This is a genomic window from Mesorhizobium sp. M0019, from assembly GCF_040323975.1.
Lineage (GTDB): Bacteria > Pseudomonadota > Alphaproteobacteria > Rhizobiales > Rhizobiaceae > Mesorhizobium.
In genome coordinates this window covers 1-11,710 of the sequence record NZ_JAMYVK010000027.1, presented here as the reverse complement: position 1 = coordinate 11,710, position 11,710 = coordinate 1, and the positions used below count along the sequence as shown (strand labels likewise).

At 61.2% G+C, this 11,710-nt stretch carries 9 protein-coding genes and 2 pseudogenes; 9 read left to right on the top strand and 2 right to left on the bottom strand.

Annotated elements, in window-relative coordinates:
- Positions 1 to 30: 30 nt before the first annotated feature.
- Positions 31 to 999: an NUDIX hydrolase gene (locus NKK47_RS19620; protein ID WP_352474699.1), complete on the bottom strand. Its 969-nt coding sequence runs from the start codon at positions 997 to 999 to the stop codon at positions 31 to 33.
- Positions 1,000 to 1,173: 174 nt separating this feature from the next.
- Between NKK47_RS19620 and panB the strand changes: the two genes are divergently transcribed.
- The 9 genes and pseudogenes from panB to NKK47_RS19575 all read left to right on the top strand — a co-directional run bounded on the left by panB (position 1,174) and on the right by NKK47_RS19575 (position 10,053).
- Complete coding sequence (gene panB / locus NKK47_RS19615) at positions 1,174 to 2,034, top strand: 3-methyl-2-oxobutanoate hydroxymethyltransferase (protein WP_352577956.1); 861 nt, start codon at positions 1,174 to 1,176, stop codon at positions 2,032 to 2,034.
- A complete protein-coding gene (gene panC, locus NKK47_RS19610) occupies positions 2,031 to 2,891 on the top strand; it encodes a pantoate--beta-alanine ligase (RefSeq protein WP_352577955.1) in 861 nt (286 codons plus the stop codon). The genes panB and panC overlap by 4 nt, the downstream gene beginning before the upstream one ends.
- Before the next feature lie 95 nt (positions 2,892 to 2,986).
- Positions 2,987 to 3,712, top strand: coding sequence for a LuxR family transcriptional regulator (locus NKK47_RS19605; protein WP_352518022.1), 726 nt, complete (start codon positions 2,987 to 2,989; stop codon positions 3,710 to 3,712).
- Positions 3,713 to 3,805: 93 nt separating this feature from the next.
- Positions 3,806 to 4,438 carry an acyl-homoserine-lactone synthase gene (locus NKK47_RS19600; RefSeq protein ID WP_352577954.1) on the top strand — a complete coding sequence of 211 codons (633 nt, stop codon included), beginning with the start codon at positions 3,806 to 3,808 and terminating at the stop codon, positions 4,436 to 4,438.
- 22 nt (positions 4,439 to 4,460) lie between these two features.
- Entirely contained in the window at positions 4,461 to 4,835 is a 375-nt protein-coding gene (locus NKK47_RS19595) for a transcriptional regulator domain-containing protein (RefSeq protein WP_352484151.1), read from the top strand.
- A 58-nt stretch (positions 4,836 to 4,893) separates the two neighbouring features.
- Positions 4,894 to 5,304, top strand: coding sequence for a DNA -binding domain-containing protein (locus tag NKK47_RS19590; RefSeq protein ID WP_084643024.1), 411 nt, complete (start codon positions 4,894 to 4,896; stop codon positions 5,302 to 5,304).
- A gap of 799 nt (positions 5,305 to 6,103) precedes the next feature.
- On the top strand, positions 6,104 to 7,927 hold the full coding sequence (gene glmS, locus NKK47_RS19585) for a glutamine--fructose-6-phosphate transaminase (isomerizing) (protein WP_352577953.1): 1,824 nt from the start codon (positions 6,104 to 6,106) through the stop codon (positions 7,925 to 7,927).
- A 415-nt stretch (positions 7,928 to 8,342) separates the two neighbouring features.
- Positions 8,343 to 8,603, top strand: a complete 261-nt coding sequence (locus NKK47_RS19580; RefSeq protein ID WP_352496595.1) for a helix-turn-helix domain-containing protein — start codon at positions 8,343 to 8,345, stop codon at positions 8,601 to 8,603.
- A gap of 102 nt (positions 8,604 to 8,705) precedes the next feature.
- Positions 8,706 to 10,053, top strand: a pseudogene (locus NKK47_RS19575) (transposase).
- Between the two features lie 756 nt (positions 10,054 to 10,809).
- On the opposite strand, the pseudogene NKK47_RS19570 reads toward NKK47_RS19575, so the two are convergent.
- A pseudogene (locus NKK47_RS19570) lies at positions 10,810 to 11,710 on the bottom strand (IS1380 family transposase); the annotation flags it as partial.

The following is an 11,710-nucleotide window of genomic DNA, read 5'->3' as shown; positions in this document are numbered from 1 at the left end:
AGCATATACTTGCTGTGAGTATAAGCGATGTCAACCCCGCGCCAGCGGCAATTTTGTCCCGGCGATGACCCTCTCGTCGAGAACGGCGTGGCGGAACCGGTAAAGCTTCGCTGGCCGGCCGCCGGTCTCCGCGGTTGCCTCTCCGGTCTCTTCGACCAGCTCCTGCTGCTCGATCAGCCGGCGAAAGTTCGGCTTACGCACGAGCCTGCCGGCAAGCGCCTCCACGGTTCGCTGCAGCTGCAAAAGCGTGAAGACCGGCGGCATCAGCTCAAAGACGACCGGCCGGTATTTGATCTTGGAGCGCAGCCGCGCAATGCCGGTCGCCACGATGCGGCGATGATCGGCGACCATAGACTTGCTGGGCACCAGCGGAGGCAGCGTCGCGTCCCGTCCGCTTCCGGCCTCTTGGACCAGGCCTGCTTCGTAGACTAACTCATAGCGTTGAAGCGTGAGTTCCTCGTTCCAAAGGCGGTCGTCGAAGCCGAAGGCTATCGTCGCCCGCTGCCAGCGTTCACGTCGCGTGGCCGCGTCCCTGACGCCGTCTGCCCATTCAATCAGGCGCGGTCGCAGAACGTCCAGCACGACCGGAGGCGTGCCGGAGCGGTGGTCCTCCCATGGAAAATATTCATACCAGCTCTGCCAGCCGCACTTGGGCGAGCCAGCTGCCTGTTCCTTGCGGGTCAATGCGAGATAGCTGATGGAGATGACGCGCTGCTGGCGCTCGGCGCCGATGCGATCCCGATCCGCGAAGGTGTAGAGTTGCTCAATATACCCCAGCGGATGGCCGGTCTGCTGCTCGACCCACCCCCTCAAACCGGATTGCAGCGATCGGTGCTCAAGCGCAAATGGCCCGGAGGGCAGGGTGTCCGCCTGGCCGATGGTGAGGACACAGGGTTCACTGTCGTTTACGGCGACGACAAAGGCGATCAGGTCCACTTTGACTTCGTCGGCCTTGACGGCGGCTCTGTCTTTCCTGGGTCCTTTTGCCTGATCGTCCATGTTCGCGAAAGTGGTTGGCCAGCTCGGGGGACGCCTGAATCGATTTAAGTGTAAGCGCGCCTGTCCGCACGTCAACACCGCACAGCTGCACGGCCATTTTTAGCTCTTCGCACTTGCACAAAAATGTGGCAAACGCGACACCCGCGGTTGGTAACGTTGGGGAAGGAGGGTCCATTGAGTGCGTTTGGTGACACCAAGGCGATCACACCGCCGGATATTCGTTCGCGCAAAGGTGGGACGCCGCTCGTCTGCCTTACCGCCTACACGACGCCAGTCGCCCGGCTTGTCGATCCCCATTGCGATGTGGTGCTGGTCGGCGACAGCGTCGGCATGGTTCTCCACGGCCTGCCCTCCACGCTCGGTGTGACGCTGGAGATGATGATCACGCACGGCCAGGCCGTGCGCCGTGGCCTCGAGCAGGCGCTGATGGTCGTCGACCTGCCGTTCGGTTCCTTCGAGGAAAGCCCCGAGCAGGCTTTCCGCAATGCCGCGCGCGTCATGGCCGAGACCGGCTGCGGGGCCGTCAAGCTCGAAGGCGGCGAAACGATGGCAGAGACGATCCGCTTCCTCGCCGCGCGCGGCGTGCCGGTCATGGCCCATGTCGGCTTGACGCCGCAGGCGATCAACACCATCGGTGGCTACCGCGTGCAGGGCAGAGGCGGGGATGCCGAGCGCATCAGGCGCGACGCGCTTGCGGTGAGCGAAGCGGGCGCCTTTGCGGTCGTGCTGGAGAAGGTTCCCGAGGCGCTCGCCCGCCGGATCACCGGGGAGGTGGCGACCCCGACCATTGGCATCGGTGCCTCGGCAGCCTGTGACGGCCAGATTCTCGTCGTCGACGACATGCTGGGCCTCTTCGGCGACTTCCGGCCCAAATTCGTCAAGCGCTATGCTGAACTGGGGGAGGCCGCTGCGGCTGCGATCGCGGCCTATGCGCGGGAAGTGAAGGAGCGCCAGTTTCCGGCCGCCGAGCACGTGTTTGCCGATGCGCCCAAGCCCGCCGACGCGGACGCGGCCAAGAGCGGAGAAGCAGCGTGAGCGTGCCGATTGTCAGGAGCGTTGCCCGGCTTCGCCAAATCGTCGCCGCATGGCGCCGCGAGGGCGAGGGGATTGCCGTGGTGCCAACGATGGGCGTCCTGCATGAGGGCCATCTCAGCCTCGTGCGCGCGGCACTCGAGAAGGCCGACCGGGTGATCGTGACGCTCTTCGTCAACCCGAAGCAATTCAACAGCCAGGCCGATCTCGCCGCGTATCCGAGCACCGAGGACGAGGATGCCGCCAAGCTGGCACCGCTTGGCGCGCACCTGCTTTATGCGCCGGATGCAGAGGAAATGTATCCGGCGGCCTTCGCCACGACCGTTTCGGTGTCCGGTGTCAGCGAGGGCCTGTGCGGTGCCTTCCGGCCGGGACATTTCGATGGCGTGGCGACCGTCGTCGCCAAGCTCTTCCTGCAGACCAGCGCTGACTTCGGCTTCTTTGGCGAAAAGGACTTTCAGCAGCTTCAGCTAGTCAGGCGTATGGCCCGGGACCTGGATATTCCAATCACCATTGTTCCTTGTCCGACAGTCCGCGAAGCCGACGGTCTTGCACTATCATCGCGCAATGTCCGGCTCTCGCCAGCAGAGCGTGCTGTTGCCCACAAGCTACCATCGGTCTTGCTCGAGACGGCTGAGCGGCTTGCCCGCGGCTCGCCCGTCCTGCCAACGCTTGCCGAAGCGCGCGCAGCAATTCTGGCTGCAGGCTATCGCGACATCGAATACCTGGAACTTCGCGACGAGGCAGATCTGCGACCGATGACAAGCCTTGACCGACCTGCACGCTTGCTTGTCGCGGCCTGGCTCGGCGGCACACGTCTCATAGACAACGTCAGAATATCACGGGTTTCAACAGATTAACGGGGTTCTCGGCACGCGCTGTATCCGTCCGGGGATCGTTTAAAACAAGGTCTCTGCCTGGCATCGAGCGATCACGGAGGTTACGCAAAGCGCAAATGCATCGCGTGTTTGAGAACTTCGTTGAGCAACTGTCTGCAAGTGTTGATGCTGCCGATCTCCGTGAGGCAATGGCATCCGCTGCAGCCGGCTTCGATTTTCCGCTATTCGCCTATTTCACTTACCCGTCGGCCCCCGGCGACGCCCCGCAATTGATCTCAAACTATCCTTCATCCTGGACATCACGTTATCTGCAACAGCGCTACCACAGTCTTGATCCGGTCATCCTGCGCGGGCTGCAAGGCTGGGATACCTTTGATTGGGGTGTGGATCGCGCTCGGCACTGTCTGCCGAATTCGCAGCAACAAATTCTGGAGAGTGCGGCTGAGTTTGGCATCCGCGGCGGCCTGACGATATCCATGCATGATCATTGCGGCCGGTTTGCTGCCCTGACCTTTGCTTCCGACGAGTCCCGCCCGCCTCTGTTGCGGTCACTGACACGTTACGAAAAAGCATTGCAGCTGGTGGCCATCAACTTTCATATCCATGTCCGGCGCAGGCTCGCCGACGATCGCGTGGTGGATGGTGTAACGCTCACCCCGCGGGAGTTCGAGTGCCTGAAATGGGCGGCGCGCGGCAAGTCGGCTTGGGTTATCAGCCAGCTTCTCGGCGTCTCAAAGCGCACCGTGACCTTTCATCTGGAAAACGCCAAGGCAAAGCTTGGCGTTCGAACGATCAACCAGGCCGTTGCACGACTGGCTGCCTCCGGCCAGGCGAGATCCTGATTCGTCGGCCACGATAGCTGTAAACCTCTACAGGCTGCATCGCTGCCGGCTTTGCCCTTCGATGGCGGGAACACATCCCGCACGGAGGCGACCATGATGCAGCTGATAACACCAGATCTTTACAACGAGTTCGCAAGCGAGCTCAAAGAGATGCACGGGCTCAGGTTTCGGGTGTTCAAGGAAAGGCTCGATTGGGAAGTTGATACCGAAGACCAGATGGAAACAGACCCGTTTGATGGTCTGAAGCCTGTCTATCTGCTCCTCAAGGGATCCGACTGGCGAATTCGCGGTTGCGTGCGTCTTTTGCCCAGCACCGGACCCACAATGTTGCGCGACACGTTCCCGGTGCTGCTGGGTGCTGACGTCGTGCCCTCGACTGCCGACATATGGGAGAGCAGTCGTTTCGCGCTCGATCTCCCTCCGTCGGCGCCCAAGGCAGCGGGCGGACTGGCCCAGGCAACCTACGAGCTCTTCGCGGGCATGATCGAGTTCGGCTTGGCCAAGGATCTGACCCGGATAGTAACGGTGACGGATACGCGCATGGAACGGATCCTTCGGCTCGCGACGTGGCCATTGTCGCGCATCGGACAACCCAAGTCCGTCGGCAAAACGGAGGCTGTGGCCGGGTTTCTCGAGATTTCCCGCGCGAGCCTTTTGCGCATCCGCAGCAGGGGACGTCTGAGCGGACCGGTACTGTGGCAACCGGTTCTAGGCCCGTCGGCATAGCGCCATTGTGGACACCTGAGCCGTGAAGGATGCTGGTCTGCCCAAGGAAGCGACGGTCGGTCTTGTATGCTGGCCGGACTGGCGTCGTCACGAAGCTTACCACTACGCCAGACGATTGCCACGCACTGCCTGGGCCTGGGAGTTTCTTCGGCGCAATCCACAATTCCAGCGCGACCACGCCAAAATGGCACCGTCCGCCTGCATTGTCGGAGCTCAGGCCGACATGAAGATAATCGAGTTGACGACAGGATCATCTTTCCTAAGACAATGGAGCCTCCTTTTTCGCGGACGCGCCACAGTCGGACGCTACGTCGGCAAGGGTCTTTTGGGATCCGCGCGACTGCGCCCGTATTCTACGAGCGGCCGCGGAGCCGGTTGGGCTCGACCACGATTTTGAACCGCTTGATCTCCCTTCGCTCTCATGCTGCAAGGACATCCTGCTGACACCTGCCGGCGTGCAGCACGTGCTGCTGAGGGAGGACTGCCGGAGTCTGCAGATCGCCCTTTCCGGTGCATCCGTTCTCCGCCCGTTGCGGCTATATGTCGACGCGATCGTGCAGCCGCAGCACCTGAAGTTCCATGTCGCTGCCCTTCAGTTCCTGAACGACATCAATGGTTGCGGCCGCCTGGCAGCTGCTTGCTTTCCGCCGGAACCCCGCGGAGCGCGTCTGCGTATCGTGCTCCAGGCTTTGGATGGCTCGCTTGCGGGAGCATCTCATCAGGAGATCGCCATTGCCCTGTTCGGGAGACGCCGTGTCGAAGAAGATTGGTCTCATCCAGGTAGCCATCTTCGCGATCAGGTGCGTCGCGCCATCCAACGTGGCCGCTACCTGATGGGCGGCGGCTATAGACAGTTCCTGATGTAATTCGGGTGACAGCTTGGTGATTGTCTTATTCGAAAACGCGCAGGCATCAATCTCCATTTCTCACTGCTATTGTGCCTTGTACAAGACGTGACACGCGCCTAGTTCTTCCGCAGCGGGAATCGGGTTTGAGTAATACGGACGAAGCACTGAGAACCAACGTTTTCGTGATAGTGCATTCATGCCCCGAGAATCCTGATGACGTTACGAACCCCGACAAAGCCGGCGCTGACTGAAACGGTCGCTGAACGTGCTCTGTGGCCAGTGCCGCCTGACTCTCGGTTTCGGCCATGCCGACCAACAGCGTATTGACAGGCCATCGCGGGCTAAACTCTACCGGCGAAAGCCGCGTCAACAGCGGCAGGCATTAAACTTGATCGGCGGCGACGATGATTATGATCAACGTGACGAACACGTGAATCATGCCGACGGCGCCGACGCTGCCGATGATGATGATGCCGATCATGTGTCGCTGATGCTGCCTAACTACAGTGCTTGTGATCATGCCGATCACCGCGTGATCACGAGCGGCGGCGCTTCGTGTCAGGTGCGTAGCCGGGATGGTCGCGCATGGCCGATTGTTCCTTCGTGCCGCGGGGTGTGGGCTTGCGTTCGGTCATGAGGGCGTCAGGCGCAACGAGAAGTTTAGATCAGGGGCTCATCCATGGGGTGGATGATAGTTATCCCTACAATCAATTGTACCAATATTACCGAATACTACTACAAGATCCCCAATGAAAGCGGCCGGATGGGTATCCGTCTCGCGTGGGCTGAAGCTGCCGGCAAGAATGGGAAGACGAACATGTGCGGGATTGTTGGCATCGTTGGGCAACAGCCGGTGTCGGATCGGTTGGTCGACGCATTGAAGCGTTTGGAATATCGCGGCTATGATTCCGCCGGCGTTGCGACGATCACCGAAGGTGCCTTGCACCGCCGGCGCGCCGAGGGCAAGCTCGTCAATCTCGAGAGGAGACTGAAGGAAGAGCCGCTGAGCGGCAACATCGGCATCGGCCACACGCGTTGGGCAACCCATGGGGCCTCGACGGAACGCAATGCGCACCCGCACTTTACCGACGGTGTCGCCGTCGTCCATAACGGGATCATCGAGAATTTCACCGAGCTGAAGGACGAATTGGCGGCGGCTGGCGCCGAGTTCCAGACCGATACCGACACCGAGGTCGTCGCGCATCTCTTGGCAAGACACCGCCGGGAGGGCATGAGGCGGCAAGAGGCGATGCGTGCCATGCTGAAACGCGTCAGGGGCGCCTATGCGCTTGCCGTCCTCTTCGAAGATGATCCGTCGACCATCATGGCGGCGCGCAACGGACCACCGCTGGCGATCGGTCACGGCGACGGCGAGATGTTCCTGGGCTCCGACGCGATCGCGCTCGCTCCCTTCACCAATGAAATTACCTATCTCATCGAGGGCGACTGGGCCGTTGTCGGCAATTCGGGCGCCCATATCTTCGATTTCGACGGCCATCCCGTCGAGCGTCCGCGCCATACCTCCACGGCCGCGGCCGATCTGGCCAACAAGGGCAACCATCGCCACTTCATGGAGAAGGAAATCTACGAGCAGCCCGAAGTCATCGCCCATGCTCTCCGTCACTATAGCAACATCATAGAGAATCGCGCCGACATGGTTTCTGGCATCGATTTCGCCAGGATCCCGAGCTTGGCGATCTCGGCCTGCGGGACCGCCTATCTCGCCGGACTGATCGGAAAATACTGGTTCGAGCGCTATGCGCGCCTGACGGTTGAAATCGACGTTGCGTCCGAATTCCGTTACCGCGAGATCCCGTTGTCGCCGCAGTCGGCGGCTCTTTTCATTTCGCAGTCCGGCGAAACCGCCGATACGCTCGCATCGTTGAGGTACTGCAAGGAGCGTGGGCTGAAAATTGGCGCTATCGTCAATGCCTGCGAATCGACCATCGCTCGGGAGGCCGATGCGGTCTTCCCGATCCTTGCCGGACCGGAGATTGGCGTCGCCTCCACCAAGGCGTTTACCTGCCAGCTTGCGGTTCTAGCCGCACTCGCCATCGGCGCCGCCAGAGCCCGCGGGACCGTAACCGAAGACGAGCTGCAGGCGCTCGTCAGGAGCCTCGCCGAAGTGCCGCGCGTCATGGGCCAGGTACTCAACAGCATCCAGCCGGAGATCGAGTTCCTGTCGCGCGAACTGTCAAAGTGTCGTGACGTCCTGTATCTCGGCCGTGGCACCAGTTTCCCGCTAGCGATGGAAGGTGCGCTGAAGCTCAAGGAGATTTCCTACATCCATGCCGAGGGCTATGCGGCGGGTGAATTGAAGCACGGTCCGATCGCATTGATCGACGACAACATGCCAGTGATCGTCATCGCGCCCCATGATCGCTTTTTCGACAAGACCGTCTCCAACATGCAGGAAGTGGCTGCCCGTGGAGGGCGGATTATCCTCATCACCGATGAAAAAGGGGCAGCCGCATCGAAACTCAACACCATGCACACGCTCGTGTTGCCGGCTGTCGACGAGATTATCGCGCCGATGATCTTCTCGCTGCCGATACAGCTTCTTGCCTACCACACGGCGCTCTTCATGGGCACAGACGTAGACCAGCCGCGCAATCTCGCAAAATCGGTCACGGTCGAGTGATTGTGAACCTTTATAGGTGGCGATGCTTGTCCATCTTCGCTGCATCGGCGGTGGAAATTGGTCGAAGGTATCAGCGTCCGCGAGGCTGGGTGGACGGTGCCGCGAATAGCCACTGGAGGCGTCAGTGAGAGTTCGAGTTGCTGTTCAAGAAAGCCATGGGGGAGAATGAGTCGTGTAGGATCGCAGGTCGAATGCGCTACAGCCGATCAGGCCATCTCATGGCGGGCAGGTTCTTAGAACTTGATCAGAAGCAGGTGAGCCGCCATATTCCGACCCGGCTGCCAATTTCAAGTGGCCCATTCCATGGATGAGGCCGGTCCGGCCGAATGGACGTCCATTTTTTTGATTTGCTGGGTGTGCGCCAGGGTCGGGGAGGAAATCTCCCGATTTGTCAGGCGCTCCCATCTTCTTGGAGATGTTTATGAAGGATTCGCGCATTCCCGAGCCAGTCTTGACGGCTATGTCGCAGGGGACCCACATCATCCGCGCTTATCGTGAGCACCTTGGGTATTCAATCGAGGACCTCGCGGTCGCGTGCGGGCTTGCCGCTCAGGAAATCCAAAACATCGAGCGGGGTCTAAAGTACAATAAGGGCTATCGGAATCGGATAGCGAGATCGCTGTCCATACCTGTGGGAATTCTTGAGGCAGAGTCGGACATATCGGACGCCGCCTGATCAGTCGGATAATCTGCAATGGGTGGATTGTGTTGAAAAAGTCCGGGTTGCAGCAGTCCTGAAGCACTGATTCAATCTTCGTCGTAAGAGGAGATTGAGTCGATGATGGGCGAGCAAAGTGTGATGCAGGAGGAGCTGTTCTACGGCTTCAGCCTGGAGCGGCATGTGCCGGCGGATCACCTGCTCAGAGCGATCGACCACTTCGTCGACCTGTCCGCCATCCGCCAGCATCTGGCGCCCTTCTACAGCTCGATCGGCCGTCCCTCGATCGACCCTGAGCTGCTGATCCGCATGCTGATCGTCGGCTATTGCTTCGGCATCCGCTCATCTGAACCTGGCCTATCGGTGGTTCTGCCGGCTTGGTCTCGAGGGTGATGTGCCTGACCACTCAACCTTCTCCAAGACCCGCCACGGCCGCTTCCGCAATGCCGACCTGCTGCGCGAACTGTTCGAGACCGTCGTCCGGCGCTGCATAGCTGAAGGGCTCGTCGGCGGCGAAGGCTTTGCGGTCGATGCCAGCATGATCGTCGCCGACGCCCATCGTCAGCGCGGGATCGAAACGGCCGAGGACCTCAATCCCAAAGCCAAGCGGGCCGTGGCTGAGTATCTCGCCACTCTGGATGACGCCGCCTTCGGGGCCGCCACGCCGGTAGAGCCAAAGTTCGTATCGCCTGTCGATCCTGCAGCACGCTGGACCGCCTCTTGGGGCGGCCCGGCCGTCTACGCCTATTGCACCAACTATCTGATCGACGTGGAGCACGCCGTCATCGTCGATGTGGAGCCCTCGACCGCGGTGCGCCAAGCCGAGGTGACGGCCGCCAAGACCATGATCGAGCGGGCGCACGACGAGCTCGGCCTGTGGCCGGAGCGGCTGATTGCCGACACCGGCTACGGCTCGGCCGAAATGCTGAACTGGTTGGTGCATGAGCGTGGGATCGAGCCGCATATCCCGGTGTTCGACAAGTCTAGGCGCAAGGATGGCACCTTCTCGCGCGACGACTTCACCTACGACCATAAGGCCGATACATACATCTGTCCTGGCGGGAAGACGCTCAGGCAGCGCCAGAAGACCTATCGGGTGCCACACCCTCTCGTCGACGAGAATGGCATGATGCGCTATCGCGCCAGCAAGCTGGATTGCGACGCCTGTGCCCTGAAGCCCCGCTGTTGCCCGAAGGAGCCGGCGCGCAAAGTGCTGCGCTCGATCTATGAGGGCGCGCGCGACATGGCCCGCGACATCGCCAAGACCGAGGCCTACCAAACCTCACGCTATCAACGGAAGAAGGTGGAGATGCTGTTCGCGCACCTCAAGCGCATCCTGAAGCTCGACAGACTGCGATTGCGCGGCCCCTGTGGTGCCCGCGATGAGTTCCACCTCGCAGCCATCGCCCAGAACCTCAGGAAATTGGCCAAGATCTGCACTATCCGGACACCAATCCCAGCCACTTAGGGCAAGGAGGCCGCCTCGACCCAATCGCAACTCGTCGCGGCGAAAAGAACGCCTGGCTTAATCACCGACTTCTTCAACACAATCGGTGGAAGACCGCTCTTGTGATGTGACGTTTGCGGCTGATAGTCGTCGCTTGATTCCGTTGTACGCGAATGCCTTCTGGCGCAGTACCGCCAAGAGAATTCTCGTCCACTGTCCGAGTCAGGAACTGCACGCGGGCTCGCCGAACAGGAAGTTGGAACGCTTCGTCATGCTGTCTTAGGCGATATAGCCGCCCGGAGTGCTGCGACACGTGCACGATAGCATTGGCTCGCGAGGATGGATTGCTAACGGCGAACCCATGCTGGTCGGCAAGGTGATACTGGCTGGAGCATCAACTCGGCCGACGAGAGTGGCCCCCCATCCTAGGCAGGATCGGCCGACATGGCCGGCATCGCGAGCCGCTCTGAAAAGAGCACAGCGGGCATCCAGACGCTGCCGGGTTGACTATGCGTGTCGGAACCGCAAAAAGGGGCCGCTCTTCATGAGTGGCGTGCGCCGGCAGTCTAACCCCAAGCCCCCCGCCAGGCTGCCGGCGCGCTTCTAGCCGCCTTGATGCACACGATAAGCTTTTGACGGCCTGAAGCGACGTTGTGGTCGCCGTTGCGGTGCTTTTCCACGCGCCTCGTCAGGCGCCGGGATTGCTCCGTCGTGATGGCAGGCGGGGGTTTGCAGGTTGCGGTCGACGGGTTCGTTTCGGGGCGTCTGCCCCCATCGTTATGTCGCGAGTTGGGGGATGCGATCGAGGACGATGCGCAGGATGCGCTGGTCGGGGCACGATGTCGGCAGGTGCAGGCGGATTTGCGATTTCATCTCGACCACCCGCGCAGCGATTTTGATGAGGCGCAATCGCAGCGTGTCGAATTGGGCGACGGCAAAGCTCGAGCGCCTCGGCATCGCGGCCCCCAAGCCCCACATCAACCAGTAAGCACCGGCATGCAGGAATAGCCGGAACTGGTTGGCCGTCGCTCTGGTGCAGGATGTGCGGTCGGCGGCAAGATGCGTCTTCCACGACTTGATGTGGTTCTCGGCCGCGCCGCGCCGGCAGTAGACATCCTCGTAGAGCGCCTTGGCCTTCCACCGGCAAGGTTGGTGACGACGAAGCGGATATCGCCACCTTGGGCGCCGACCTCGACCCGCGCGATGATGCGCCCGACGCGGCTCCAACTAGCGGCGCCGTCAACGAACTCCTTGAACCTGCGGACCTTGCCTGTCTTACGCTTCGAAGCGCGCCGTCGTGCTGGCCTCCAGATCCGCGACATGCTTGCGCAGGGTCGTGGTGGGCGCGAGGCCAAAGATGAAGTCGACGTCGTTGGCGCGGCACCAGTCGATGACCTGCGGGTTGCAATAATGGCTATCGCCGCGGAGCAGGATTCGAATGTTCGGCCAGTTGATCCGGATCGCCCGCACCAGACGGCGCAGGTGGGGGCGGATCTCAGCCCCACTCGGCTGCTTGGCCCGTCGCAGGATCGCGCTGACGAACCGTCCCGCACCATCGAACACGACGATCGGCTGGAAGCCGTACTCGTCATTGTGGGCATTGAACAGGCGAAGCTGTTGGCCTCCGTGCACAGCGTCGAAGGTGTCGTCAATGTCGAGTACGATCCGCTTCGGCACC

What these genes read in the sequence shown, in the direction of transcription:
- NKK47_RS19580 (WP_352496595.1), top strand. Translation starts at nt 8,343, where the DNA reads ATGTTTATGAAGGATTCGCGCATTCCCGAGCCAGTCTTGACGGCTATG.
- NKK47_RS19605 (WP_352518022.1), top strand. Translation starts at nt 2,987, where the DNA reads ATGCATCGCGTGTTTGAGAACTTCGTTGAGCAACTGTCTGCAAGTGTT.
- glmS (WP_352577953.1), top strand. Translation starts at nt 6,104, where the DNA reads ATGTGCGGGATTGTTGGCATCGTTGGGCAACAGCCGGTGTCGGATCGG.
- NKK47_RS19600 (WP_352577954.1), top strand. Translation starts at nt 3,806, where the DNA reads ATGATGCAGCTGATAACACCAGATCTTTACAACGAGTTCGCAAGCGAG.
- NKK47_RS19620 (WP_352474699.1), bottom strand. Translation starts at nt 999, where the DNA reads ATGGACGATCAGGCAAAAGGACCCAGGAAAGACAGAGCCGCCGTCAAG.